37 protein-coding genes are annotated in these 23811 nt (G+C 45.6%); 34 read left to right on the top strand and 3 right to left on the bottom strand.

Features of this window, described 5'->3' with window-relative positions; all coding sequences use genetic code 11:
- Positions 1-77: 77 nt before the first annotated feature.
- The 15 genes from ACJJJB_RS10470 (at position 78) to ACJJJB_RS10400 (ending at position 9530) form a co-directional block, all read left to right on the top strand.
- Positions 78-350 carry a DUF7710 domain-containing protein gene (locus ACJJJB_RS10470; RefSeq protein WP_020411276.1) on the top strand — a complete coding sequence of 91 codons (273 nt, stop codon included), beginning with the start codon at positions 78-80 and terminating at the stop codon, positions 348-350.
- Between the two features lie 93 nt (positions 351-443).
- On the top strand, positions 444-866 hold the full coding sequence (locus ACJJJB_RS10465; protein WP_353376463.1) for a Rap1a/Tai family immunity protein: 423 nt from the start codon (positions 444-446) through the stop codon (positions 864-866).
- Positions 867-1285: 419 nt separating this feature from the next.
- Positions 1286-1585 (top strand): hypothetical protein, encoded by a 300-nt coding sequence (locus ACJJJB_RS10460; protein WP_020411273.1) that lies wholly within the window; start codon positions 1286-1288, stop codon positions 1583-1585.
- 80 nt (positions 1586-1665) lie between these two features.
- A complete protein-coding gene (locus ACJJJB_RS10455) occupies positions 1666-2106 on the top strand; it encodes a hypothetical protein (protein ID WP_445366200.1) in 441 nt (146 codons plus the stop codon).
- A gap of 148 nt (positions 2107-2254) precedes the next feature.
- Positions 2255-2827, top strand: coding sequence for a hypothetical protein (locus ACJJJB_RS10450; protein WP_445366199.1), 573 nt, complete (start codon positions 2255-2257; stop codon positions 2825-2827).
- Between the two features lie 31 nt (positions 2828-2858).
- On the top strand, positions 2859-3647 hold the full coding sequence (locus ACJJJB_RS10445; protein ID WP_353376461.1) for an ATP-grasp domain-containing protein: 789 nt from the start codon (positions 2859-2861) through the stop codon (positions 3645-3647).
- Between the two features lie 104 nt (positions 3648-3751).
- Positions 3752-4195 carry a hypothetical protein gene (locus tag ACJJJB_RS10440; protein WP_444946581.1) on the top strand — a complete coding sequence of 148 codons (444 nt, stop codon included), beginning with the start codon at positions 3752-3754 and terminating at the stop codon, positions 4193-4195.
- A gap of 589 nt (positions 4196-4784) precedes the next feature.
- Positions 4785-6149, top strand: a complete 1365-nt coding sequence (locus ACJJJB_RS10435) for an IS4 family transposase (RefSeq protein ID WP_444945463.1) — start codon at positions 4785-4787, stop codon at positions 6147-6149.
- Positions 6150-6195: 46 nt separating this feature from the next.
- On the top strand, positions 6196-6816 hold the full coding sequence (locus tag ACJJJB_RS10430) for a hypothetical protein (protein ID WP_353376459.1): 621 nt from the start codon (positions 6196-6198) through the stop codon (positions 6814-6816).
- Between the two features lie 61 nt (positions 6817-6877).
- A complete protein-coding gene (locus tag ACJJJB_RS10425; RefSeq protein ID WP_353376458.1) occupies positions 6878-7195 on the top strand; it encodes a hypothetical protein in 318 nt (105 codons plus the stop codon).
- A gap of 83 nt (positions 7196-7278) precedes the next feature.
- Positions 7279-7584: a hypothetical protein gene (locus ACJJJB_RS10420; protein WP_353376457.1), complete on the top strand. Its 306-nt coding sequence runs from the start codon at positions 7279-7281 to the stop codon at positions 7582-7584.
- Between the two features lie 142 nt (positions 7585-7726).
- Positions 7727-8125, top strand: a complete 399-nt coding sequence (locus ACJJJB_RS10415; RefSeq protein ID WP_353376455.1) for a hypothetical protein — start codon at positions 7727-7729, stop codon at positions 8123-8125.
- Between the two features lie 105 nt (positions 8126-8230).
- The gene (locus ACJJJB_RS10410) at positions 8231-8515 is read left to right on the top strand and encodes a hypothetical protein (RefSeq protein ID WP_444901360.1); all 285 of its coding nucleotides are present in this window, start codon (positions 8231-8233) and stop codon (positions 8513-8515) included.
- Positions 8516-8974: 459 nt separating this feature from the next.
- Positions 8975-9343: a DinB/UmuC family translesion DNA polymerase gene (locus tag ACJJJB_RS10405; RefSeq protein WP_445366279.1), complete on the top strand. Its 369-nt coding sequence runs from the start codon at positions 8975-8977 to the stop codon at positions 9341-9343.
- 40 nt (positions 9344-9383) lie between these two features.
- Positions 9384-9530, top strand: a complete 147-nt coding sequence (locus ACJJJB_RS10400) for a DUF4113 domain-containing protein (protein ID WP_445366198.1) — start codon at positions 9384-9386, stop codon at positions 9528-9530.
- Positions 9531-9640: 110 nt separating this feature from the next.
- Here the strand turns inward: ACJJJB_RS10400 and ACJJJB_RS10395 are convergent, their stop codons facing one another.
- From ACJJJB_RS10395 to ACJJJB_RS10385, 3 genes are all read right to left on the bottom strand, one after another.
- Complete coding sequence (locus tag ACJJJB_RS10395) at positions 9641-10747, bottom strand: hypothetical protein (protein WP_353376452.1); 1107 nt, start codon at positions 10745-10747, stop codon at positions 9641-9643.
- Positions 10744-10899 carry a hypothetical protein gene (locus ACJJJB_RS10390; protein ID WP_445366197.1) on the bottom strand — a complete coding sequence of 52 codons (156 nt, stop codon included), beginning with the start codon at positions 10897-10899 and terminating at the stop codon, positions 10744-10746. The genes ACJJJB_RS10395 and ACJJJB_RS10390 overlap by 4 nt, the downstream gene beginning before the upstream one ends.
- A 453-nt stretch (positions 10900-11352) precedes the next feature.
- Positions 11353-11862: a site-specific integrase gene (locus tag ACJJJB_RS10385; protein ID WP_445366196.1), complete on the bottom strand. Its 510-nt coding sequence runs from the start codon at positions 11860-11862 to the stop codon at positions 11353-11355.
- 168 nt (positions 11863-12030) lie between these two features.
- Between ACJJJB_RS10385 and ACJJJB_RS10380 the strand changes: the two genes are divergently transcribed.
- The 19 genes from ACJJJB_RS10380 to ACJJJB_RS10290 all read left to right on the top strand — a co-directional run bounded on the left by ACJJJB_RS10380 (position 12031) and on the right by ACJJJB_RS10290 (position 23789).
- Entirely contained in the window at positions 12031-12483 is a 453-nt protein-coding gene (locus tag ACJJJB_RS10380) for a hypothetical protein (RefSeq protein WP_445366195.1), read from the top strand.
- A gap of 38 nt (positions 12484-12521) precedes the next feature.
- A complete protein-coding gene (locus ACJJJB_RS10375) occupies positions 12522-12737 on the top strand; it encodes a hypothetical protein (protein ID WP_444946584.1) in 216 nt (71 codons plus the stop codon).
- Between the two features lie 16 nt (positions 12738-12753).
- Positions 12754-12978, top strand: a complete 225-nt coding sequence (locus ACJJJB_RS10370; RefSeq protein WP_444946585.1) for a hypothetical protein — start codon at positions 12754-12756, stop codon at positions 12976-12978.
- On the top strand, positions 12978-13436 hold the full coding sequence (ssb, locus tag ACJJJB_RS10365; RefSeq protein WP_444946586.1) for a single-stranded DNA-binding protein: 459 nt from the start codon (positions 12978-12980) through the stop codon (positions 13434-13436). The genes ACJJJB_RS10370 and ssb overlap by 1 nt, the downstream gene beginning before the upstream one ends.
- Positions 13437-13450: 14 nt before the next feature.
- Positions 13451-13690, top strand: a complete 240-nt coding sequence (locus ACJJJB_RS10360; protein WP_444946587.1) for a hypothetical protein — start codon at positions 13451-13453, stop codon at positions 13688-13690.
- A complete protein-coding gene (locus ACJJJB_RS10355) occupies positions 13687-14025 on the top strand; it encodes a hypothetical protein (RefSeq protein ID WP_444946588.1) in 339 nt (112 codons plus the stop codon). Before ACJJJB_RS10360 ends, ACJJJB_RS10355 begins: the two co-directional genes overlap by 4 nt.
- A 188-nt stretch (positions 14026-14213) precedes the next feature.
- Positions 14214-14549 (top strand): hypothetical protein, encoded by a 336-nt coding sequence (locus ACJJJB_RS10350; protein WP_445366194.1) that lies wholly within the window; start codon positions 14214-14216, stop codon positions 14547-14549.
- Positions 14550-15410: 861 nt separating this feature from the next.
- The gene (locus ACJJJB_RS10345) at positions 15411-16157 is read left to right on the top strand and encodes a hypothetical protein (RefSeq protein ID WP_445366193.1); all 747 of its coding nucleotides are present in this window, start codon (positions 15411-15413) and stop codon (positions 16155-16157) included.
- A gap of 114 nt (positions 16158-16271) precedes the next feature.
- Positions 16272-16757: a phage tail protein gene (locus tag ACJJJB_RS10340; protein ID WP_445366278.1), complete on the top strand. Its 486-nt coding sequence runs from the start codon at positions 16272-16274 to the stop codon at positions 16755-16757.
- A 590-nt stretch (positions 16758-17347) separates the two neighbouring features.
- Positions 17348-17512, top strand: coding sequence for a hypothetical protein (locus ACJJJB_RS10335; RefSeq protein WP_444946593.1), 165 nt, complete (start codon positions 17348-17350; stop codon positions 17510-17512).
- On the top strand, positions 17509-17730 hold the full coding sequence (locus tag ACJJJB_RS10330; RefSeq protein ID WP_444946594.1) for a hypothetical protein: 222 nt from the start codon (positions 17509-17511) through the stop codon (positions 17728-17730). The genes ACJJJB_RS10335 and ACJJJB_RS10330 overlap by 4 nt, the downstream gene beginning before the upstream one ends.
- 53 nt (positions 17731-17783) lie before the next feature.
- Positions 17784-18038, top strand: coding sequence for a hypothetical protein (locus ACJJJB_RS10325; RefSeq protein ID WP_444946595.1), 255 nt, complete (start codon positions 17784-17786; stop codon positions 18036-18038).
- Complete coding sequence (locus ACJJJB_RS10320; protein WP_444946596.1) at positions 17965-18399, top strand: hypothetical protein; 435 nt, start codon at positions 17965-17967, stop codon at positions 18397-18399. Before ACJJJB_RS10325 ends, ACJJJB_RS10320 begins: the two co-directional genes overlap by 74 nt.
- A 92-nt stretch (positions 18400-18491) precedes the next feature.
- A complete protein-coding gene (locus ACJJJB_RS10315) occupies positions 18492-18875 on the top strand; it encodes a hypothetical protein (RefSeq protein ID WP_444946597.1) in 384 nt (127 codons plus the stop codon).
- A gap of 317 nt (positions 18876-19192) precedes the next feature.
- Positions 19193-19630 (top strand): DUF4262 domain-containing protein, encoded by a 438-nt coding sequence (locus tag ACJJJB_RS10310; RefSeq protein WP_444919623.1) that lies wholly within the window; start codon positions 19193-19195, stop codon positions 19628-19630.
- A gap of 92 nt (positions 19631-19722) precedes the next feature.
- On the top strand, positions 19723-20076 hold the full coding sequence (locus ACJJJB_RS10305) for a transposase (RefSeq protein WP_445365040.1): 354 nt from the start codon (positions 19723-19725) through the stop codon (positions 20074-20076).
- A complete protein-coding gene (locus ACJJJB_RS10300) occupies positions 20028-20915 on the top strand; it encodes an IS3 family transposase (RefSeq protein ID WP_445365039.1) in 888 nt (295 codons plus the stop codon). The genes ACJJJB_RS10305 and ACJJJB_RS10300 overlap by 49 nt, the downstream gene beginning before the upstream one ends.
- Positions 20916-21594: 679 nt before the next feature.
- On the top strand, positions 21595-22266 hold the full coding sequence (locus tag ACJJJB_RS10295; RefSeq protein ID WP_444946598.1) for a DUF6368 family protein: 672 nt from the start codon (positions 21595-21597) through the stop codon (positions 22264-22266).
- A gap of 158 nt (positions 22267-22424) precedes the next feature.
- A complete protein-coding gene (locus ACJJJB_RS10290) occupies positions 22425-23789 on the top strand; it encodes an IS4 family transposase (RefSeq protein ID WP_444945463.1) in 1365 nt (454 codons plus the stop codon).
- Positions 23790-23811 lie beyond the last annotated feature (22 nt).

The raw sequence follows: 23811 nt of genomic DNA, 5'->3' as shown, positions 1-23811 counted from the left end.
GCTCCCAGTTTCGCACAAAATGTGCATAGCATTGGTCGCCCCTGTTGCGGGCGTTATGTGTAAAAATGAGTATTCGGATGAAAGATAAGATATACGTATTTCATGGAGAGTCTGCGAGGTACACTTCGGCTGTATTTAGTGATCTCCCCAAGGCAGAGCAATGGATATCAGAAAATGAATTAACAGGAATGCTTACGCTTTATCCGCTTAATCAATCAGCATATGACTGGGCAATTGAAAACCAGTATTTTGAGCCTAAAAAAGAACATCAGTCATCATCAAAATTCATTGCCAGCTTTACATCAGCTTCTCAAGAGCATTATCACTATGAAAATGGCAAAAACTCATAACAAGTGGCGGCAATACGCAGCTTTTGGCTGTCGGACTCAGCACTATGTGCTTCGCCGTTGCGCCAGGCGTTCTGTGCAATTGAGAGTTCTGATATGAGATTTAAGAATGTATTTTTAGCTTTGGTACTTGTTTTAATGTCTCATAGCTCAATTGCTGCTGGTAACTTCGATACTTTAGTCAACGGATGTAAGGCTTACAGCTCGATTTATTTATTGAAGTCTAGGGTTCCAAATGAGGCAGATTTGATTGGTGTAGGATTTTGTTTCGGCTTTATCTCAGGCATCGTGGAAGGAGTAGATTTTTTTGATGGTAACTCTGACAATCCTCTGACTTGTCTTCCTGAGCAAGATATTTCAAATAAAGAGATGGTTAGTGTGGTTGTCGAATACATCAACAATAATCCTGAAACTGTTACTAAGTATCGTGAAAGTGGTGTCGCAGGTGTTGCTGATTTAGTCCGAAAAGCTTTTTACACTAAGTACCCATGTGCAAGTAGCACAGAACAAGGCAATTAACTCAGACCTCCGCTGCTGTGCAGCTCCGGCCGGTTATTGCGAGCGTTATGTGCTCCTAAAAAATTAGAAAGAGAAATATTTAATGAACGTGATATTTAGGGTAGTACTCATTGTCGCTTGCTTCTTTACAGCAGTAGCTTGCTATGTCTTCGGTGTTCCCGTAGGAGGCATATTCTTTGTCATTCTCGGGGTAACTTTCGAGGGCCTATTCTGGGCAGGAATATTTGGAAAAAAAAGAAAGTATCAAACCCGGAATCAAAATAGATAACGCCAGACCGATGCAAAGATCTTTAGCGTCAATGCTATAAACTGAAAATAGGTAGTTCCAATGGAAAGTCAAGCACATAACCAGGCCCAGCAAAAGGACGCGCTGAAAAGCGCCCGCCTTTGTGGGCAGCGTTAACTGCTAAGGAGAGTTGATGGACTTCGGCAAGATTGTCAAAGATACTGAAGGAATCGATCTTGATCTGTGGAGCGAGGTTATTTCTAAACATGAACTTCTTGAGCAAGCCCCGGATAGAAAGGGAGTCAATCCATTTACTCATGAAGAAGTAATATTTTCTGGTGTAGGGGTGGCATTCTACTGCGAGGGTGGTGAGAAAGCTGGCAATATCTGTTTCCAAGAAGGAGCATTGCTAACTACGGGAGTACCTATGTCCGTCTGTTCTGAGCTAGCCAAAATATTCAATGCGGTTGCATCTGAGGATGATCGCAGTTAACAAGCCGCAGCAATCGCTCCCGTTGGTCGCTGGGACAGCCAAAACGCTGCGCTTATTTGTCTGCTCCCGTGCGGGGCGTTATGCGAACTATTGCAATGAAGCTTGTAGTGATCTTAATTTCGGCTGTCTTTGCCATAGGATGTGACACTATACGAGGTGTCACCAGGGTCGCCTACTTCGAACCTGTGCCTGCCAGTGAGTGCGTCATCACTTCAGCCAAGTCCATTGAAGGCCTCACAGAAATAGAGTACGTCACAGAGAGCGGAGGAAGACCATTGACTCTCCATGGCATTGAGAAGGCGAATGTAATTCATCGCTACTGGTACACTTACAAAGGCATTGAAAACGACTTTTATTTCGTCGAATCGTACAATGGTGAGGTAGAATTCAGGCATGGGTACGGTTGTTTAAACTGTTACCCACCGCAGGAAGCAATAGACACAATTTATCCATTTATTATTGAAATGGAAAATCGGCTTCAAGAACAATGTGGCGTAAGTAGTCTTTCATCCGGTGTGTAAGAGTTTTGTAGCGGTGTTAAATGTCCGAACGCGTAACAAGTTGCGCAAGTGGGACGTATTTTTAGTTGCTTCAATTTGTGCTTAAATAACACAAATCAAAACAACTAAAAACGCCCCTTAGCAAAGCGTTAACCCAGAGGAGTATTGAGTGAATTATGTGTTGATTTCAGCAATTGCTGGTTTTGTACTTGTGCTGATGCTTGGAGCCTCAAAGAATGCCAAGCCAATCTCTATGGAGAATGGGGATGTTTTTCTTACGTATGCGAATTCAATTAGAGGTGCCGGTCTCGCCCTTTCCATTATATCTATAGGTGGTTTATTTCTTACTCTTATCTTCGTTCCAATAAAGACAGAGTCAGATGCGCGAGCAGTTATTTGGCTATTCTCGGCAGCTTTTATCTTTACAGCTTATTTTTATATTGAATTTTTTACGGTAAAGATCACCCTGAAAGCCGGTGGCATTGCAGGAACATCAGGATGGCGAGGGCTCAGAGAATATAAGTGGAGCGAAATAGAAGAGATAACGTATTCACCGGTATCGATGTGGTTTACTATTAAGGCTACAGCCAAAGAACCTCTAAGAATTCACGCCTGGATTAGCGGGATAGATGAGTTTCAAAAATATTATATGGCGAATTTAGAAAAGCAGATCTGGGTTTCAGCTTATGAAAGTGCATTGAAGGATGAAAGGGTTAACAAGCAAAGGCAGTCGGACCGCTAAAGCGCCCACTGCTTTGGGCGTTAGGCAGTAAATGAGTATGAGAATAATATTTCCGGCTGATCCATTAGGCGAAAAGCAAGCTGACGGCCCCTTTAGGGATGAGTATCTTTCACTCAAGTCTAGGGGAGTCGATTGCTCCCTATTTGATTACGACTCAGTTGAATTTGATGAGTTTCGCCCAAAACCGCAATTAAATAAGGGAGAGCTTATTTTATATCGTGGATGGATGATGAAACCGTCCGTCTATGAAAAACTCACATCAATGGTGGAGCGTAAAGGTGGAAAAATGCTCACCCCGCCTCAAAGCTTTATTCGCTCACACCATTTACCCTGCTGGTATGAGAGTTGTAAAAAATTAACACCAGAAACCATTTTTTCTGATTCAGAAAAGGATTTAGAGAAATTAGCCGATGATTTAGGTTGGGGGCGTTTCTTCGTTAAGGACTTTGTAAAGTCGAACTATAACGAGCGTGGTTCGATAGCTAATTCACCATCTGAAGTGCTAGAGATTGTAAGTCTTATTAAAGAGCACAGAGGAGAGATCGAGGGAGGTATATCACTAAGAAGAGTTGAGGAGTATCTCCCAGAAACCGAGCAAAGATATTTCGTTCTAAATGGAAGGGCATATTCAGCTGATGGAAATGTGCCTGATTTGGTCTCAGAGATATCAAAAATTCATGCGGCACCATTTTACTCAGTCGATGTAATTCAAAGGTCTGATGGTGTGTTACGGTTAGTAGAACTAGGTGACGGCCAAGTTTCCGATAAAAAGACCTGGGATCCAGATGTGTTTTGCCAAATGATCGCAGAAAATGCCTAACAAGTCAGTGATGTGCGCTCCAGGCTTGCAGCCTTCCGCCGGACTCGCTACGCTCGCCGCATACTGAGGCGTTATGAATACAGAGGAAAATATAGATGTGTTTTATGAAGAAACTTTTGATAGGGATTTCTGTTCTCGCAACGGGTTGTACTAGCCTTTCCACTGGCTTGAAATTGGTCACTGAAGGTTCCGAAATATCAGAGCTAAAAGTATTTCGGGAATCTGCATTTCAGAATGGAGCAATAAGCATGTATGTTGGCGAATCAGACAAATATTTCCTCAGGCTGAGGAGTGGGCAGTATGGTTCAGTCAAGATGAATTCAGGTATTCATACCATTCAAGCTAAGGCTGATGCTAGCCCGTCTTCTTCGATAGAAATAGAGCTAAAACCGAACGAGACAGCGTGTTTGAAGGGTAGCCCTAATAAAGCGGCTCTAGGTGCAGTAGTAATTCCGATTGTTGGCAACATGGTTCCATCATTCGTACTTACAGAAATAGAATGCCCTGCCGATCAGGCAGAAGAGGCCAATGGTAGTAGAAATTCATAACAAGCGACTCAAAAACCGCTCCACTTCGTTCCGCTGGACGCGCCTATCGGCGCGCCTTTTAGCCGGGCATTATGCATCTTTTGGGGAAGAATGTTGATTTTCTATTTTGTTGTTAGTTCTATAGCCTCAGTTATCTGGCTCGGTGGACTTGGTTATTTGCTGAAAATATCTTTAAATAAATCGAATACAAGAACCACGCATAGCTCAGGTTCGATATCCGTATTTTTTTCTGCTTTCGCTAAAGCTATATTCTTACCTACCAAAATTGGTAATTCAGCAGTAGAAATTAACGTTGCTAGGTTTAGCCTAGTGGTTCTTATTGTGTTTTTAGTAAGCTTTTATTTGTGTGTAAGGGAATTCATTCATATATATGCATAACAAGCCGCTCAAAGTTAAGCCGCGTTGCGGCTTGAACCTCCGTTTCGGCGCTCGTTTTTGGGTTAACGCTACGCTACACAAAAACGTTCGTCTTCACTTCGGCCCTTTAGCATGGCGCTAAGTTTTATACACAAGTTTTTTCAGTTTTATTATAAAAATCAATGAGTTACAGTTTGTACGGTATAGGAGCTACAGATTTGGCTGGATAATTATGCAGGACTGGGTCAGGGACGAAGTGAAAAATCAGGTTATGGGTGATACACGATTGAATAAGCGCTTATCCAATATTCTCAGTAATTTAAGTACCGACCCAAAGAGTAGTATTCCCTGTGCAAACAAGTCTTGGACAGAAACCTTTGCAGCCTATCGATTTATCGAAAATGATAAAGTCAGCTTTGACTCCATTATGAGTGGACATAAATCAGCCACTCTTGAAAGAATCAAGGTTCAGCCAGTTGTTCTTATCCCTCAGGATACCACTTTCCTAAATTTTGCTACCGATTTAGAAAGCAAAGAAATGGGAACACTCCGACGCAAAGAGACTAATCAGCAGCTCCTACATACGTCTATCGCTATAACACCATCCAGAGATAACCTGGGAATTATTGAGGGTAGCATGTGGCAGCGAGATAAAGAATCTAGTGCTAATTCTCGCTATACCAAGTCGATACAAGATAAAGAGAGTCGACGCTGGTTAGACCATTATGAGTCAGCTTGTGAGATACAAGAGCGCTGCCCTGAAACCACGATTGTGAGTATCGCGGATAGAGAGGGGGATATTCATGAGTGGTTTCAATTAGCTGAAGATCAAAATGAACAGCGGCGTGCAAGCTATATTGTTCGAGCCAAGGCTAATCGTAGTTTAGAGATCGAAGGAGAAGATACGACTTTACTTTGGGACTATTTGACCAAACAGAAGTCCATCGGAAAATACTCAGTAGGTATCCCCAAAAGGAATGGGGAGCCAGAAAGGGAAGCTAAGGTCAGTGTATCCATTGCAGAAGTAAGATTACAGGGGAAAGGAAAATCAAAACGACCTCTTTCTATCTACGCAGTTTTTGCTAAGGAATTAAGCCCACCAGAAGGCAAAAAAGGTATTGAATGGATGCTGCTGACCGATCTTGCAGTTGAGGACTTTAAGCAAGCGAGGATTATCATTGAGTGGTATCGAAGTCGATGGGAAATTGAAACCTATTTTAGAGTGGTGAAAGGCGGATGCCAGATAGAAAGTAATCGCTTTAGAACCGAGCAGCGAATGCTGAACTGTATTGCAATCTATATGATTATTGGGTGGCGTCTACACTCCATGACAACACGAGCACGAACGCTTCCTGATACATCGTGTACGAAAGTCTACTCTGAAAAAGAGTGGCGTATGATATGGATAATGCAAGCTAAAACCTCCCCACCAAATGAAGCTCCAAGTATGAGAGATATAACTCGTATGTTGGCAGGACTTGGAGGCTTTCTGGGGCGGAGCGGCGATGGTGAGCCTGGAGTTAAAACCGTTTGGCAGGGGTACACTAAACTTCTCCATTATATGGAGGCAGCGGAGGCTTTAAATGGACTTAAATGATGTGTATAAAACACAGGCAGGGCGTTATGCGTAAAGGAAGTACCGAGTGAGTAATGAAGATTGGTATAGGAACGAAGAGTGGAGTGAAGAAATTGAAAGCATGTTCTTCGAGAAGCTTAAGCGTGCTCGCCGAAAAGAACAGTATTTGCGGATCCAGGCTTGTACCATTGCCAGCACAGAGCCTGATGTTGCACTTTCACTACTAGAACAATACTTCCAGCTAAAAGATGACTTCGATCATGCTCAGGCTTACTGTGATATGGCGACTGCATATATCGCTAAAGGTCAAATCAAAAATGCAATCAACTCTTTAATTAAGGCCTTAGAGCGAGAGTCGGTATTTCCAAATCTAAAAACCGAAGCATATATTCTCTACCCAATGCTCATCGTGGAGTATAAGCTTACTGACTTGTATCAGTCTGCCAACGAAGCCCTAGATGAGCATCAGGGGCGGGTAATGTTTCCCGTCGATCATTTTCGGTGGCATGCTGCAAAGGCAATCATTTCCGCGGATAGCGGTAACAACGAGCAGGCAGCCAATCATGCCGGCCAGGCACTTGACGCTGCTCAAATCAAAAAGTCAGGTTTTCGTTTTCATCAAAGCCTTGGCTTGGTGGGCAAAGAATATAAAGGCGTGGTGAATGAGCTTCGTGCCATATACGCATAACAAGGCGCTCAAACAAGGACGCGCTAACGCGCGCCGCTTAGCTTGGCGTTAGAAGTCAATTATGAAAATACATAGAATAGCTCCAGTTTTGTTTATGTTGCCTTTTACAGAGGCTATTGCGTGTATTGATCTAGCAATAAAGAATAATACTAAAAGCAAATTGTCAGTTGGGTTTGATGCTGCTCAGCTAAAACCATTGGTGAGTGGCGGTTTCGCTAAATTTGAAAATCCAGAAAAATTGCCCGTATTCATAGATAACAAGCATCAATTTTGTCTGTATATGGCAGAACCGCTCATAGAGGTGGTTGATACAGATAAACCTGGACAATATGAAGTACTATATGGCGAAGAGGTTCTAAAACCAATTCAATGCAAGTAACAACTTCTAACAAGGCAAGGCAAAATCGCCCTGCGGGCTGGACGCACTTCGTACGCCTTTGCTTGCGGCGTTATGTGTAAACGATGAAGAAAGTATATCTCTACGGTTTTAACGGTACGTACTCAGGAGAATCGAAATACAACTGGAGTCCTCCCGAGAAAGGAGATAGTCACGACTGTCTTCTTTTTCTTCGGCAAACCGAAGATGCAGTTTATTTCGAGGCCGCCACACTCGAAATTGCTAACTTCGGCTTTGTGGGTGTCAGCGATCTAAAAGGTAACAGCCTAAAAGTCGAGGCTTTAAATTCTGATCTTCATAGAGGGTTTAGGGGTTTTTACGAAAGTGCTCTTCACGATGGTAGTTGCCTTGTATTCTACCCAAACACATAACAAGCCGCAGCAATCGCTCCCGTTAATCGCTGGGACAGCCAAAACGCTGTGCTTATTTGTCTGCCCCTACGCGGGGCGTTAGGTGACTAAAGTGCGGAGTGTAATCATAGTTCTAGCATTAATCATGACTGGATGTGTACCAATGCCCCATTACAGTAATCTGACCCCTGAAATGACAGGAGAGGTAAAGGAGAATGGAGTACCAGCAAATAATCTGCCAATTCATGTCATATCAGGGAATGATTCGGATCACTGTGAGGGTAAAAGTGCCGAAACAACTACAAATGCTCAAGGAGAATTTTACCTAGCACCGCTTCAGCAATTTAATTTCACTTCTGTGATTATGGCTCATAGTTTCTTTCCATGGTCTGTTTGTGCAAAAAAGGATGATACATGGTTTCTTTTAGCAAAAGGGGAGTCATACGCACTTGTTGATAGTGGTCCTATGCAAAAATATCAAATAACTTGTAACAAAATACAGCCAGCAACTGAGTGTAAAGTCAATGAAGTTCTTCTCCAGAAAGCGTCATCTAACAAGTGACTATGGTTGCTCCATTTCCGTTGCTTTTAATTTGTACTTAAATGGTAAAAATCAAAAGCAACTACAATTCGCCGGTTGGCACGACGTTATGTGTAAGAGGATTTTATGGCACTTTTCGTATTGGGCATTCTATCGGTGATAGTATTTTCCCCGTTAGTATTGCCTTGGGGTAAAAAACTACTGATTTATTCAGCTGCCGTATGGTTTTTATTGTGGCTTATGTTTTTCTTGCAAGCGGAGCGCGAAAGTAATCCGGCTTATGATTCAGGTATAGTAGGTGATAGTGCTGCGTTAGGTATTTCAATCTTGGTCTTTGCTATCGTAGTATTCGTACGTAGCTTAACTCATGTTGTCATGTATAAAGTTAAGGCTAATCGTAATCACACATAATAAGTGCGGGCACGATCGCAAATACTGCGTATTTGCTGGACCTCCGCCGCTTTGCAGCTCCGGCTCGTGCCGCGAATGTTATCGCCGAGTGTTCCATAGCTGCTCTCTACAACCCTATGGATATGCCGTCGAAACTCCAGTGGAAGTTGAGCATAAAGTCTGGCAATAAAGGGAGGAAATGGAATCTGCACGAAGTGGTACTTTGTTAGCCAACAGAGCAGCAATGAAAATCCCCAAGTGTGATGGGGTTTGCGCTCTGGATACACCAGAAAAGTGGTAATGGATTCAGCGCCGTACCGCCGTCAATGACGTCTGGGGCATAGGGTGGCGACTATCCAAGCGCTTGGCGGATTTTGGCATACAGACAGCCTATGACCTGGCGCAGGCCAATCCGAAAATATTGCGCCGCCATATCAATGTGAACATTGAGCGAACGATTGAGGAGTTGAACGGGGTTCCCTGCCTTGGCTTGGAGGAAGAGCCCCAGCCAAGAAGCAGATCTATTGCACCCGCTCCTTTGGTGAAAAGCTCACCGATTTACAGCCGATACTGCAGGCTGCCACCTTGTACGCAAACAGGGCGGCAGAGAAGCTACGGGCTCAGAAATCGCTCGTAAAGTCGATTTATGTGCTTCTGTATACCTTGTACCATAAGCCCAGCTACTACAGCTGCAGCATAATTGTGCGGACACTATACCCTACCGACGATACGCGGGTAATTGTGGGGCTGGTGAGAAAGTTTATTGCAAGTCTGTACCGGTCAGGGTGCCGCTTTATGAAAGCAGGAGTGGAGCTTGTTGAGATTATTCCTTGCGCTAGGACAGGGTGATCTATTCACACCAGGCCAATCGGCAAGGGCTAGGGAGACTATGCAAGCCATTGATAGCATCAACCGCAAGTTTGGACGGGGGACTCTATTCCTGGGGGCTGAAGGCATTCAGAAGAAATGGAAGATGCGGCAGGCCTTTACATCGCCTGCCTATACCACTCGGTGGGGGATTTCCCTAGGGTGGTGACTTGAAGCGACTGTGGAAGTTTAACTTTTAGCAAGTAACGCCTAAATCAGGTGAGGTTTATGGCTCACCTGATTTAAAGGTATAACTAATAATCTTTAATTGTTGACTTCTTAGAGGGGCAAGCTTTTCCAGCCTGATGATGCGCAAACATATAGCAACGAATCATATTTGTGCATTGTCATGCGGCCTACATCTGATGAGCTATTACAATCAGAGTCAGGAGGAGTTCCTTCTGAAGTATCTAATTGTATATACCCCGGTGAATCATCATTTTTAATAGGATTTTGAACCGAAAAATTTCCTGTAGACGTAATTCTTACGATTTCATTGAAATCACCATCAATACTTAGGTCGGCATCTACTGATTCGGCTGAAGCTTCCCATGTTCCCATCGTGAGATCTTTCTCAGGCTTCCATGCAATATAACCTTTAGTGGAATCATCTCTTTCGATATAAAGTGCAGGCTCATCTTTATTTTCTTCTGCCTTTTCTTGTTCTTTTTCATCATCAATAATGATATTAAAGCGTCCTTTATAATGATTTTCATAATCCACAAGGAGATTTTTAGAACCTATACCTACTCGCCCTTGCTGATTTATACTCAGCCTTGTCTTGCCTCCTGTAAAAAAACCAATCCAACCGGCATGCTGGCTATCCATATCTCCGTAAAAGTGAGCGCCGGCCCCATTACTATCATCGCTAACGCTGTCAGAATGCGCTTTCAATGCAAGTTCTTCTCGATAAGGGATGTAATAACATTTCTCCCTATCCTCCTCCTTATCCGACTCACAATTGTCCTCGTTCTTTTTTCTCTCTATTATAGATATGCCAGAGTCATAGCCTGAATAATGAAATATGGTTGAATGACTGTTGTCGCCAATAAGTTTCATTCTGGTCTTTGTGGTTTCATCCGCATAGTTATTATTGGCAGAGGGGTTAACATTTGAAGTGTCAATCGATAGCCACTCAATATAAGTTTCAGTGGAATCTATCCAATTGCCAATTTGCAATGTGTCATTATTCAGAACTGCTATATCACCTTCTTCAGAGCTGGCACCAGAAATAAGAATTGCTGGATTAGTTGTTCCTGAATCTTTAATGTGTAATGTAGCTTGAGGGCTTGTAACCCCAATGCCAACATCTTCATGAAAACTTTCCGCAACGGCCACACCTGAAGTGAAAAGGCCAATTAAAAATGTGACGTGTACTTTATTCATTCAACATCCCTTATACCTTTTTTATAAGCAGCGGATCTAATTTTACCTGACAGCTTGTGTCCCAGCATAATTTCAGCGATATGGGGCTCGGTCAGTTCGGAAAAGTTTGTCCATGCCGCCTTGTGCGAGTCATACATCGACCAGTATTTCATTCAATAACCTCTGTGCCGGCGTAGCCACTTAGCGGAATTGTAAACTATGAATAGCGGTAGAACATGTTACTGCTCCAGAATTAGCTTGGGAGCGATACAAGCGCAGGACCGATTCAACAAAACGTTTGGTTGCGGATTACTATGTCTGGGTGTTGAGAGTGTACAGGAAAGTGGCATAGGCAGGCGTTTACATTGCTTGCCTATATCCTTCGTTGAGATCAAGAACCGGTGATTGCAGTCTAGTTGCTGTGTAAGTGTACAGCTTTCAAGTGTGTCAAAAACTGACAAGCTGAGTAATCATGGGGTTTATTGTGATGCTGAACCACCTTGATATTTACACACAAAGGTCTGTAAATGTATGATAGTTGCAGAGATTTAGGTTTGATTGTGGCTCCTGAGTTCGCGGATTCGATCCCCGTCGGCCGCTCCAGATTCTTCCTTGTTTTTCAAGGACTAAAAACCTCGCCTAGTGCGGGTTTTTTCGTTTTGGGCCTTGCGGTGCCAATCTTTGGTGCCAATTCTGGTTTTATCGAGTGTATCTACGTGGTCTGGAGTGCGATTGTAGCGCTCAGCCATAGACCTTGTTTTATGCCCAGAGAAGCGTTGAGTGTCACCCTCAAAATCGGGGATTGCCTTAATTTTGAGGTCATGAAACCGAAAGCGCTCCTTGATTGCCCCACTCTCCAGAGCTGTGCGCTGTTCCCTTTGCCGTACCGCATTGAAGCCAGTGCGTGTATATCCGCGACCGGTACGGCCTCTTAGTATATGGGAAGTCTGCACCTTGGTTTGAGTATTGGTAGACAGGGCCATTTCAACGGCCTCTTTTAGCCGGGGTGACCATAACTTTATCTGTTGCTTTTCCGTCTTGGCTTGAACAATTAATGCCTCCTCTTCACGAATATGCTTCGTCGAGAGCGCGAGAACGTCTTCATGGTGCCGCTGCGCACGTGTTAATGCGATCACTGCATGTTTACAACTGGTTCCACCTCCAAAAAAACCAGCCGCAGCCATTTACTGCCATTTGCCCGCACCAGCGAGGCCTCACACAAGATCGGTTTATTCATATCGGCGGTAACAACTTAGCCCCAGGGCGTCCACGTCCCTGGCTGTGGACCTATTGAGGGGCTGCAAGTGGGGGAGCGTATCAGCCCTGAATTGATAGAAGCCCTGGAAGACAAGCTTTACCTCTTGGGCTCGGTGGCCCTGGATCTGGGCGGGGTGAGTGGCAGCAGCGTGTTGTGTTCCATCGAGGTTCACGCCGCGCGCAGTGGTTCACGGCTCAGACAAAAACAGCGCACTGCATTAGCCAACGCCAGCCGGGGCAACCCCAGCAACGGCCTGGGTATTAGCGACGAAATTGCGGCGCCGGTAGAGTGGGCCATGGCAGCGATCAAACGCGAAAGCCCGGAGCTGTACGAGGTGCTGAAAGTGGAGGCCCGTTCGCTGCTGCTGCACGAAGGTCTGGACGAACAAAGGGCAAGCGCTCGCTATCTGTTTATCAGCCTGCACACTTATCAATCCCGCCTGCACAAGGGGCGGTTATTTCTCGCTGGCCTGTTGTTTGGGCCGGCTATCGCAACGTAAAACATCGACGGAATGATTGACGGAATGGGGGTGAGCCAGTGAGCCGTAAAACCCCTGAGCACGGGGAGTTCTTTTGCGGTGGCTGCAGCAAGTGGAAAGCCCAGGACCTTTTCCCTATTCGCCTAAGCCCCTGCGGTCGTGCCAGCCGTTGCAAGCGCTGCAAGGCCGACTACCGCAGAGACTACCGTGTCCGCCAGGCCAGTCGATCGAATATCGCCGCGCTGCTACAGCGTAGGACACACCAATTTTTTTAAGTCAGGGAGAGCAACAATGAACAGATTCGCCATATTTAGCGGTACTTACAATCTAATGATGGGCGGGGCTAAAGATTTTATAGAGTCCCACCCCACTAAAGAGGCAGCGCAGGCAAGGGTAAAAGAAGTTGCCAGCAGTGAGCCGTTTATCTACTGGCTGCAGGTCTTTGATAAAGCCACCGACACCTTGACCACTTATCGCGTGGTTAACGGTGAGTTAAGGGAAGAGGTGGACGAGTAATGGCTAGGGGAATCAATAAAGTTATTTTGATTGGCAATCTGGGTAACGACCCGGAAACCAATTACATGCCCAGCGGTGGGGCGGTAACCAATATCAGCCTGGCCACCAGTGAGAGCTGGAAGGATAAGCAAACCGGCCAGCCCCAGGAGCGCACCGAGTGGCACCGGGTGGTGTTTTTTAACCGCCTGGCAGAGATTGCCGGCGAGTATTTGCGCAAGGGCTCAAAAGTTTATATCGAAGGCTCGCTGCGCACGCGCAAGTGGCAGGACAAGCAAACCAGCCAGGACCGCTACACCACCGAGATCGTCGCCAGTGAAATGCAGATGCTAGACGGCAGGGGAGAGCAGGGCAGCTTTCCCCAGGGCGCAGCAGGTTTGCCCACTCCTCAACAAACCCCCAATCAGCCAGCTGTACCGGCTGGGGGTGAAAATTCCTTTGATGACGATATTCCGTTTTAGCCTGGGGGTGCGATATGACAGCAACAAACTGCCCCCAGTCTGAGGCCTTGCGCAAGGCGCAGGCGAGTATTGATAGCAAGGTGGCCGCATTTCTGGCCGGCGGCGGAGAGATTGAACAGATACCGCGCGGCCAGTCCGGTCTGTGCCTGCGTGTAGTCCCTAATACCTCCGACAGTACCCGTCGTAGTTGGGTGAAGGTGCAGAACAAACAGCAGATTAAAGTGACAAGCGAGAAGAAGAGGGCAGGAAAATGAGCGGCTATTCCGAAGGTGGTCCAGCTTATGAATTGAATGATCCAAATTATCAGCGCCTGTATGGCGTTTTAGAGCGGGCATACGATCAGGCCGCGCGGGGTAAGGGGGTGGAGCGGCATGCGAATGGGCAGCGCTTCGAAGATCAACCCATGCAAACGATTAGCGGGCTATTGGATACCGATGGAGGTATGGCTTTTCAGGCGATCAAAAAGATTCAGGAAAGTCGTCGTTTGCCAAATTTAGAGCGCAGCGTGGCTGAATTGCTTGGGGCGATCAATTACATCGCGGGCATGATCATTTATGAGGAGAGTCATAGCTTCAACGAAACAGAATAATAAATTTAGGAAAATGGTACATAAATGAGGGGCATTACAGTCGCTTAAAATCCAATCCAGCTAAAGGTAATTTGTCTCAAATTATTTATTTATATTAGATTTTTTTACCAAAATAGTTTGACGATATAGTTTTGTTGGATTATAAATTGCGCGCTTCTTATATTTTATAAAGTTTTAAGGGTTATTAAATGTTTAAGTATCTTGCCGTTGCTGCAATCGCTCTTTTTTCTCAGGTTACATTTGCGGACAATACTATAGCCAAAGTAGATTCTTTCTTGCTGGTTGATAGCACGAAACTTGTCTATGTCTATCCAGAGGGTGGGGTCAACAATCCACCTGCATGTCATGGTGCAAATGGTGATTACATTTCATTCAGCATGGATAGACCAATGGCCAAGGAATATCTAAGCGCAATTATGTATGCGCACGCCACAGGAAAGACAGTAAATTTTCGCACTCACGGCGCCTGCGTAGATCAGTCAATTTCTGATACGCTTAATTATTTAAGCGTGCTAAAAGACTAAGAGTATAGATATTCTCTTAGGGGAATTGGATCTGCTTCTTTTTACATGAAATGGAAAAGACCTGGATGCAATACCCTATAAATATGAATACTGAAATATGTACGAAAAGTCCGCGCTTGGACTTTTCGTCAGTCAATGGAAAGTATTATGTACTCTAAGTATCTTTTTGTGGCAATAGCCGCAACCTTATGCTTTAGCGCCAAAGCTTCAGCAGATGAAGTTCTTTTAATACCGTATGAGGATATTAATATCCCAGTGGTAGTTGCTTCGCCCGAACCCGAGCCCGAGACAGTAGAAACAATATTTAAGGCGAAGGGTTGGGGATATTGCACAGCAGATCTATATGTAGATGGGAAATTTATTCTGACAATTAACTCCCTAAGAAATTACCAATTTTCGTACGATTTGCGTCGTGGATCTCACACTATGAGCTTAAAAAATTGGGCCTCATCGTGTGGGGTGGGTAATGGACAAGTAAATGCGGTTGAGGCAGAAGTCAGATTAAATGGTGTGCAAGTGGGGTATGTTAACTACCAGTACTGGTACGACTCGTTCAAGATTTAAAGGGCTGACTAAGTCAATACGGCTGATTTTGTATTGAAAATTACAACCAAATATATGGTGGCTGTTGGGTTAACGGCTAAGTGCAATATATAAGTTAGCTTTGCTCCCAAGTCTAACCCATTACTATTTTGGAGTGACACGTTTTAGGCGCTTTTGCGTTTGGGAGGTATAAATAGGGCACGTTGCGATTGTTGCCTCTACCGGGAACGAGCTGTACGAGCAATGCGAATGTCATCCTCTTAACCGGTCCACCCCAGGCCGGTTTTTTTTCGCCTGTTAGAAGGAGATCGCCGTGGAATGAAAGAGCAGGTAGCCGGAAGTGCAGGCGTAACCGGTGCCGGAATTGGTCTAACGCAAACCCCTGTTGATTGGTTACAGGTGGTTGGCATTCTGATCGCCGGCCTGGGCCTGATTTGGAATATCTATGCGGTGATTACCCGCAACCAGCACAACCGATATATGCGCGAGAAACGCGACAAATCAGACGGCAATACCCCCCTAACTTTTTTCGCCACCCGGTGCTCCCTCCCCCATACCACCGGCACCGGGTGGCCCCTTATTTGGAATAACGGCATGAAATGGAAAGCTCTGGTAAAAACCATTGCCCCCACCATTGGCATGGCTTTGGGTGTCCCCGCTGCTGGGGTTGCCGTCAAATTTATGGCTGAGAAACTTCTGGGAGATGGACTGGCCGGCGAGCAAGAAATTGCCGATTTTGTGCTGGGCAGTAGCCCGGAGCAGCTGGCGGAGTTGCGCGCGCTCGACAATAAATTTCGTCTGCAGATGCGTCAACTAGATATAGACGTTTTTGAGCTGGAGGTGCGCGACAGAGATAGCGCTCGCGGCCTGGCTTCAAAAACTAGCCTTTTGCCCCAAGTGGCGCTGTCAGTCTTATTTATCGGTGGTTATTTCGCCCTGTTGTTTTTTCTATTTGGGGGCGAGTCAGCACTGGATGGGACACATCGAGATATCGCCGTTTGTCTGCTGGGCGTTATGAAGGGGGAGATTCCCCGCATTATGTCTTTTTGGTTTGGTAGCAGCTAAGGCAGCAAAGACAAGGATAAAGTGTTGCGCGTTCCAACGTGATCACAATCAAAGATGATTTAGCCAAGCTTGAGAAGAAGCTGGGCAAGATGGAACGCCGCATGATACCCAAGGCTGCAAGCCAAGCAATCAATAGGGCGGTGCGCTCAGGCCGCTATCAAAGAGGTCTCAACCGAGACCAACATCAAACAGAAAGAGATTAGGCAGGCCTACCAGTTACACCTGGCTAAGCGTGACCGACTGCGCTTAGCTATTGATGCAAAGAAAGCGGGAGCAAGAAGCCTTATCAACTTTGTACGCCCCAACCAGCGTAAGGCGGGCCACTTCAATGCACTCAATAAGCGTGGCGCACACAAAGCGCCAGGCGTGAAGGCCAAGGCCTGGGGCAAGAGTAAGATCTATAAGTACACATTGATCGGCAGCGCACCACAAAGCCAGCTACTGGTCTGCGCACGCAAAGGCAAGGGCCGTACACCAGTGAAGGGCATCACCGGGCCAAGCTCTCGCGGTGCATTCATTAGCCAGCGCCTGCAGCAGATTGTGGAATGCCAGGCCAGCGGCAGAGTCCGCGTCGAACTCACCCGATCAATCAACAATTAGCTGCGCAAACTCAAGTGAACACCTCGCACCGCACACCCGCGCGGGTCCTTCCTGGGCCCTGAGCCGTACGGGTCCGCAGCTGCGCGAGGTTTCGCTATTTATGAGGCATTTTAGGCGGGGGTTGGTGGTTGGTCATTGAGGTACTAGGGCATGGCTGAAACCAAACAAAAACCCAAAAAAACAACAGATTCAAACGGCTGCCTCTGCCGCAGGAAAAAAAGCCGGCAATGACCAACTCACCCCCGTTCCTGATTACTGGCTAAACAAGCGGCAGGTGTGTGATTCGCTAGGTATCACCGCAACTGCTTTTGACAAGTGGAAGGTGGAGTCCACTTCCCTCTAGGGAAACAAAAATTACTACACTCTGCGCGGCGTTCTGGATAACCGGGAAGAGGCACTAGTTAAGAAAATGTAGCTTGAGCGCCCAGCCTAACCCGTTGGCGATCTGGATCCGATGCGGGAATAGGCGCGGTTAAACAGGGCCAAGGCGGAAGCCCAAGAGCTAATTTTCCGGCGGATACCAGAATTTCTATATCAGCGGTTACCTAAAAGTTGGTGGTGGCGCGGCTCGCCTTATCAATCATGTATCGATGTATCACGCAGAGAAAATACCCTTTGATCCCAGTAAGCTTTACCGGATAGAGGCTCGGGTTTATGTGTATGCCGCAGGTGATGCGGATCGCACCACATATGTGGGTTTGGCTGGTTACGATAATACTGGTAAACGCTGCAATGTGCCGGTGCAGATACCATGAGTAGCCAGCACTATGTCCTTGCCGCTGGCCTAAACATAGTGGGGCAGAGTTGGCAGACCCTAGTGGCCTATGTCAAAGGAAATGCTAGTGGTAACGCTGAGTACGGTGGCGCTAGAGGGGCAAACCATATTGGCAACCCGGCCAAGATGCAGGACAAAGCACGGTTTATTGCCCAATTTATTATTGTAATTCCCCGACTAAAACGAGCGATACCTTAATCGATTATGTAAAAATCGATGTGGTGGAAGTGCAGGACTAGCGCAACCTGCCAATGATTCAAGCTGGTATTGCCAGCCTGCCTACCAGTTCCGCGCTGTCCGGCTCGGATGATGGCAGTACCGCAAAAATCACGATTGCCGCGCACTCGGTGCAGTTTGATTTCGGCATTGTTAATTACAACAGTGGCAGCATTACTGGGTTGTTCTTCAACACTAGGTACTACGTGTACTGCGATGATCCGGGTACTCAGGACGGCGCTGTTACCTATTACAACCCCGAGCAATGGCGGCGGCACTACGGTCCCTAGAGATCCGTGGTGCGTTGCCGCAGGCAGTTGGCTGCGCGAGGGTTTGCTAACGGATAACTGTGAAAGCGGCGACCTGATCGATTGCTGGGATACTGGCGACAGCGATACCCACTTAAGCCCCATTATTGGCGGGGTAGATGCAGAGCCAGAAATACCCTGCGTATTGCTCACCACAGAAAGCGGTGCCCAGGTAATTTGCAGCCGCGAAACTCCCGTTACTGATCGTACTGGCCAAGTGTACGAGGCTCAAAACTGTCAGGGGGTTGAGCTGGGTGTAATGCATGAAGATGAGCCTTTGATATGGGAAACCGTCGGCGGGCCGAATGTGCCGGCCTGCACACCGTGTACAAAATATCTGTAGGTGGTAAGAGCTACGCTGCCGGCGAAAATCCATTACACCGCATAATCACTCACAATGGCGTGCATAAATCTGATTAAGCAAAGGAATAGATAATGCCCAGTTTTTCCCCCGTAACAGTGCCGAGCCTGGAGGCCTGGCAATTTGCTTACACCATAGATGATGGCCACAGCGCCGGCACTATTGTACGCGCAACGGTAACTCAGGCCATTGAGCCCACCAATAGCGATGCTCAAGCGGCTGCAGTACTTAAATGCACCATTGCCGTCATTGATGACCAGAACAACGTAAAGATCGATGGTGCCGGCGATCTGATGTCCAGCGTTTATGTAACCACCAAGACTCTGCAGACTGATGCAGGCCAGCCGGTAAACGTTGCTGATCACGCTGCTGATTTAGTAGCGAGTTGTATTGTTGAGGTGGCCAACCGCTTAGCTATGCATAGTTCTATTGCGGCGATGGCGATACCGAGTGGGTGATACTGGCTGTGGTTTTCAGTATTGAAGTAGGCATATTGCCGGTGCGAAAGCTCGAATTATAGAGCCATGGCTTACATCTACAGAAAGTTCCCCCTAACTTATTGATTTAATTATGGGTAAAATGTGTTCAAGAGTGGGAGGTCGAACCAGGCGACTTGAGCCGATGGCTCACTATCTCTGATTGTTATTTAGGCAATAGTTTATAACCTGCTGTAAATAAAGGCTTTTCTGCGGAGCTTGGAGGCTCCCTCCCAGAAATAGTGGCCAAATGGATAGTGAGCCACTGGCTCATTAATAAACTGTTATACGAGAAGAGTATGAACAAAGAAGAAATACAGGGAAATATCAAAGAATATGGATGGCACTTCCTGTTTGTCTTTGATCCAAATGGAGAGTATCAAGACTTTTCATACACCATAGGTTTAGAGGAAAGCTTCGGGCATCCAGAGATTATGATATTTGGCCTCAAGAAAGATTCCGCTCACGCGATTCTTGCTGATATTGTCGAAGACATTAAGTCCGGTGTCAAAATGGAGCCAAACAAAAAACTAGGTAATGTTATTGGTGGTGATTTTAAAGTTATGTTCAAGCCTATTAGTAGCAACGCGTACAAAGAGTATTTAGGTACGGCTGTTAACTACTACGGCAAGCCTTTTAGAGCACAAGTCATGTTTTGGCCAGACAAAGCTAATATTCTACCCACCGAAGAAGGGTGTGAGCTAACTATTCAAAATGAAGCGCTTGCAATCGTATAACAAGGCGATGAATTTCGTTCCGCCCCAATGGGGCTCCACCGAAACCTTCCCCCATTGAGTAGACGCCTACCTTTTGAATAGGGTAGGAGAAAATGCCGAAAATACTGAGTGAAGAGCGGGTTGTTGAATATTCAACAGAGTTCAAAGTTAGAGTGGTAGCTCTCACTAATCAACTGAAAGTAGATACGACCACTATCGCCAATATTATTGGTTTGCATCCAGTAATGGTGTATAGATGGCGACAGGAAAGTAGAGAAGGCAAGCTGGTCGAGAAGCCCAGCCGTAGAATAAGTATGACCAAGACAACGAAAACTCAGTCTCAAACTGATGACAAAGAGATAAGACGTCTAAAAAAGCAGGTTGAGAAATTGCAAAAGGAGAATGATTTCCTAAAAAAGTGGGAAATGTACCTGAAAGATCCAAAGCTGAAAGATTCTCGTTCATAGCTCTTAATCGATCGGACTTTGGTGTCAGGTACTTATGTAGATACTTGAATGTTTCACCCCAAGGGTTTTATAAGTGGCTCAACCGTGATGAGAGCACTCGAGACATAGAAAATAGACGAATTCTTGGGTGTATCGAAGCTATCTATGCGCAGCATGATGGTAATTATGGAAGTCCAAGAATTAGCGCAGAGCTGAAAGCTAATGGTGAACGAATAAATCACAAGCGCGTTGAACGCCTTATGAGAGAGGCTGGAATCGTGGGGAAAGCTGGAAGGATCTATCGTCGACACCCTTTGCCTGGAAATCCTTGCATTAAGGTTGAAAATTTACAAAGAGAGAATGGTATGCCGAGTAAACCAGACTCTCAATGGGCTGGTGATGTAACCTATCTGAAGATCAATGGGCAATGGCAATATTTAGCTGTGATTATCGATCTTTACTCCCGGAAAGTGTTGGGTTGGGAGCTGTCGGATACTCGATCCGTTGAGCTAACACTGTCAGCGCTAAATAAAGCTGTCCGTCGCAGAAATATAGAATCAGATCTAATATTTCACAGCGACCGAGGTTCTGAGTACGGTGCTTATGCATACCAAAACCGACTCAAAGAACTGGGTATTGAGCCGAGCATGAACCGTCCAGGATTTATGAATGATAATGTGTATGTAGAATCATTTTTTCAAACACTGAAAACTGAGAGTTTCAAAGGGTTTAATTTTGAATCCGTTGAGGAGCTAAGAACTAACTTATCTTGGTATCTTGATAGGTACTATAACTTTAAAAGAAGACATGGTTCACTTGGGTTCAAAAGCCCAGATGAATATGAAAGAATGGCCGCATAAGATGAATATAAGGTGGCGTCTACTTTAAGGGGGGAGGCTTCACCGGACTGTCACTGCTTTGCAGCGCCAGCCGATTATCGCGGCGTTATACGCATATCGAGTTATGGAAGTAAGCGAGTATTATCGAAAAGCTAAAGAGATAGCTGAGAGTCCCGAGCTGCACGACACTGGTGAGGCGAAGGAAGTTCAGCAGGCTCTCGATTACGATCGTTTAGATGATCACCCGTCATGCTGGGTTCCAAATGTTCAAGCGGCTCTATTAGTATGTTTTAGTTCAAGGCCAAAGCTTTCTGCATCTAAAGCAGCTCTAGAGCTCTATATACAAGGCTCTATCATGGAAAGTAACGCAGAGAGGAACACGGTAGTAAAAGTAGGTTTTACGTGCCTAGTTTTGGGTTTCATAATCGGGTGGGTAGTATGGTCGTAACTACGTATAACAAATACCAGCAGGTTGCTATGGGCCTTTGGCCCTTCGCGGGACGGCCTACTCTGCGCTCCAGCCGCCCCTGCTGTAGTCGTTAAGCAAAGAAATAGAAAAGCATGAGAAAGTCATCACCTGAAGCATTATTAGCTATTACTACGATAATATTACTTACCGTCATTCCAATTTTAGTGGGCTGGGTTCTAGTGAAGGTCTATAGGGTATTTCGACCTTTCCCCAAGCAGGAACTCTCTGGGCTTGCAAGTATTGGAGTCCAAGAAAAGGATAGCTTTTTCAAGTTTGTTCTCGTTGGCTGGATTGTATGCGGGCCAATCTATTATTGGGCATACAGTTCCGGTGTTCTTGGCTAGCGCCGAGCTTAACGAGCGCCGGCATAATCGCGCACTGTATGCGCTGGACTCGCAACAAGTTGCTCGCCTGTGCGGCGGGCGTTATAAAAAAAGGACTATGGCCGGACCAACTGTAGGAATACTATTAAAAGAAAAGTTGGGCGATGACGCCAAGAGAGAGATCTTGGCTTTCATTCAATCTGTTTCTAGTGAAATTCGAGGAAACGATTTTTGGGTTTATGGCGGTTCGTTTGGGTATGAGTTTGGCCCAGATTATCCCGAAGAGATCGAGGAATATGCCGGGGTAAGCAATTTATTGGGTTGGCTTCCTAAAGATATAATTGGTCTATATGCGATGTGTAATGGAGATAGAGACCATCAATCTCTCGGAGAGGTGACGCTTGGTATTGCCGAGATTGTAAATGGTAGTATTGCATTCTGTCATGTACTTAGCAGATACACATCTGATCCAGAAATATTGGAACATCCTGGGGTTGTTGAATATGAGCATGAGTCAATAATTAGCCGTGAGCTGTTTGAACAATGGTTAAAACATCCAGATTTTCGTATGGTGAAGTAATGCATAACAAAATGCTGCTAGGGACAAACCTACGCTGAGCTCCGGTTTGCCCCAGAGCATGGCGCTAAGTTTTATACACAAGTTTTTTCAGTTTTATTATAAAAATCAATGAGTTACAGTTTGTACGGTATAGGAGCTACAGATTTGGCTGGATAATTATGCAGGACTGGGTCAGGGACGAAGTGAAAAATCAGGTTATGGGTGATACACGATTGAATAAGCGCTTATCCAATATTCTCAGTAATTTAAGTACCGACCCAAAGAGTAGTATTCCCTGTGCAAACAAGTCTTGGACAGAAACCTTTGCAGCCTATCGATTTATCGAAAATGATAAAGTCAGCTTTGACTCCATTATGAGTGGACATAAATCAGCCACTCTTGAAAGAATCAAGGTTCAGCCAGTTGTTCTTATCCCTCAGGATACCACTTTCCTAAATTTTGCTACCGATTTAGAAAGCAAAGAAATGGGAACACTCCGACGCAAAGAGACTAATCAGCAGCTCCTACATACGTCTATCGCTATAACACCATCCAGAGATAACCTGGGAATTATTGAGGGTAGCATGTGGCAGCGAGATAAAGAATCTAGTGCTAATTCTCGCTATACCAAGTCGATACAAGATAAAGAGAGTCGACGCTGGTTAGACCATTATGAGTCAGCTTGTGAGATACAAGAGCGCTGCCCTGAAACCACGATTGTGAGTATCGCGGATAGAGAGGGGGATATTCATGAGTGGTTTCAATTAGCTGAAGATCAAAATGAACAGCGGCGTGCAAGCTATATTGTTCGAGCCAAGGCTAATCGTAGTTTAGAGATCGAAGGAGAAGATACGACTTTACTTTGGGACTATTTGACCAAACAGAAGTCCATCGGAAAATACTCAGTAGGTATCCCCAAAAGGAATGGGGAGCCAGAAAGGGAAGCTAAGGTCAGTGTATCCATTGCAGAAGTAAGATTACAGGGGAAAGGAAAATCAAAACGACCTCTTTCTATCTACGCAGTTTTTGCTAAGGAATTAAGCCCACCAGAAGGCAAAAAAGGTATTGAATGGATGCTGCTGACCGATCTTGCAGTTGAGGACTTTAAGCAAGCGAGGATTATCATTGAGTGGTATCGAAGTCGATGGGAAATTGAAACCTATTTTAGAGTGGTGAAAGGCGGATGCCAGATAGAAAGTAATCGCTTTAGAACCGAGCAGCGAATGCTGAACTGTATTGCAATCTATATGATTATTGGGTGGCGTCTACACTCCATGACAACACGAGCACGAACGCTTCCTGATACATCGTGTACGAAAGTCTACTCTGAAAAAGAGTGGCGTATGATATGGATAATGCAAGCTAAAACCTCCCCACCAAATGAAGCTCCAAGTATGAGAGATATAACTCGTATGTTGGCAGGACTTGGAGGCTTTCTGGGGCGGAGCGGCGATGGTGAGCCTGGAGTTAAAACCGTTTGGCAGGGGTACACTAAACTTCTCCATTATATGGAGGCAGCGGAGGCTTTAAATGGACTTAAATGATGTGTATAAAACACAGGCATGG

The sequence above is a fragment of the Microbulbifer variabilis genome (assembly GCF_052468405.1).
Note: the sequence above shows the minus strand (reverse complement) of the source record. Positions and strands in the feature narration are given on the sequence as shown.

Coding starts and splice junctions, on each gene's coding strand:
- ACJJJB_RS10320 (WP_444946596.1), top strand. CDS start 17,965: ATGATCCGGGTACTCAGGACGGCGCTGTTACCTATTACAACCCCGAGC.
- ACJJJB_RS10425 (WP_353376458.1), top strand. CDS start 6,878: ATGAAAATACATAGAATAGCTCCAGTTTTGTTTATGTTGCCTTTTACA.
- ACJJJB_RS10465 (WP_353376463.1), top strand. CDS start 444: ATGAGATTTAAGAATGTATTTTTAGCTTTGGTACTTGTTTTAATGTCT.
- ACJJJB_RS10415 (WP_353376455.1), top strand. CDS start 7,727: ATGCCCCATTACAGTAATCTGACCCCTGAAATGACAGGAGAGGTAAAG.
- ACJJJB_RS10390 (WP_445366197.1), bottom strand. CDS start 10,899: ATGAAATACTGGTCGATGTATGACTCGCACAAGGCGGCATGGACAAAC.
- ACJJJB_RS10470 (WP_020411276.1), top strand. CDS start 78: ATGAAAGATAAGATATACGTATTTCATGGAGAGTCTGCGAGGTACACT.
- ACJJJB_RS10435 (WP_444945463.1), top strand. CDS start 4,785: ATGCAGGACTGGGTCAGGGACGAAGTGAAAAATCAGGTTATGGGTGAT.
- ACJJJB_RS10350 (WP_445366194.1), top strand. CDS start 14,214: ATGTTTAAGTATCTTGCCGTTGCTGCAATCGCTCTTTTTTCTCAGGTT.
- ACJJJB_RS10445 (WP_353376461.1), top strand. CDS start 2,859: ATGAGTATGAGAATAATATTTCCGGCTGATCCATTAGGCGAAAAGCAA.
- ACJJJB_RS10290 (WP_444945463.1), top strand. CDS start 22,425: ATGCAGGACTGGGTCAGGGACGAAGTGAAAAATCAGGTTATGGGTGAT.
- ACJJJB_RS10370 (WP_444946585.1), top strand. CDS start 12,754: ATGAACAGATTCGCCATATTTAGCGGTACTTACAATCTAATGATGGGC.
- ACJJJB_RS10455 (WP_445366200.1), top strand. CDS start 1,666: ATGCGAACTATTGCAATGAAGCTTGTAGTGATCTTAATTTCGGCTGTC.
- ACJJJB_RS10305 (WP_445365040.1), top strand. CDS start 19,723: ATGCCGAAAATACTGAGTGAAGAGCGGGTTGTTGAATATTCAACAGAG.
- ACJJJB_RS10460 (WP_020411273.1), top strand. CDS start 1,286: ATGGACTTCGGCAAGATTGTCAAAGATACTGAAGGAATCGATCTTGAT.
- ACJJJB_RS10440 (WP_444946581.1), top strand. CDS start 3,752: ATGAAGAAACTTTTGATAGGGATTTCTGTTCTCGCAACGGGTTGTACT.
- ACJJJB_RS10310 (WP_444919623.1), top strand. CDS start 19,193: ATGAACAAAGAAGAAATACAGGGAAATATCAAAGAATATGGATGGCAC.
- ACJJJB_RS10410 (WP_444901360.1), top strand. CDS start 8,231: ATGGCACTTTTCGTATTGGGCATTCTATCGGTGATAGTATTTTCCCCG.
- ssb (WP_444946586.1), top strand. CDS start 12,978: ATGGCTAGGGGAATCAATAAAGTTATTTTGATTGGCAATCTGGGTAAC.
- ACJJJB_RS10335 (WP_444946593.1), top strand. CDS start 17,348: ATGTATCACGCAGAGAAAATACCCTTTGATCCCAGTAAGCTTTACCGG.
- ACJJJB_RS10345 (WP_445366193.1), top strand. CDS start 15,411: ATGAAAGAGCAGGTAGCCGGAAGTGCAGGCGTAACCGGTGCCGGAATT.
- ACJJJB_RS10360 (WP_444946587.1), top strand. CDS start 13,451: ATGACAGCAACAAACTGCCCCCAGTCTGAGGCCTTGCGCAAGGCGCAG.
- ACJJJB_RS10395 (WP_353376452.1), bottom strand. CDS start 10,747: ATGAATAAAGTACACGTCACATTTTTAATTGGCCTTTTCACTTCAGGT.
- ACJJJB_RS10400 (WP_445366198.1), top strand. CDS start 9,384: ATGCAAGCCATTGATAGCATCAACCGCAAGTTTGGACGGGGGACTCTA.
- ACJJJB_RS10315 (WP_444946597.1), top strand. CDS start 18,492: ATGCCCAGTTTTTCCCCCGTAACAGTGCCGAGCCTGGAGGCCTGGCAA.
- ACJJJB_RS10420 (WP_353376457.1), top strand. CDS start 7,279: ATGAAGAAAGTATATCTCTACGGTTTTAACGGTACGTACTCAGGAGAA.
- ACJJJB_RS10355 (WP_444946588.1), top strand. CDS start 13,687: ATGAGCGGCTATTCCGAAGGTGGTCCAGCTTATGAATTGAATGATCCA.
- ACJJJB_RS10330 (WP_444946594.1), top strand. CDS start 17,509: ATGAGTAGCCAGCACTATGTCCTTGCCGCTGGCCTAAACATAGTGGGG.
- ACJJJB_RS10325 (WP_444946595.1), top strand. CDS start 17,784: ATGATTCAAGCTGGTATTGCCAGCCTGCCTACCAGTTCCGCGCTGTCC.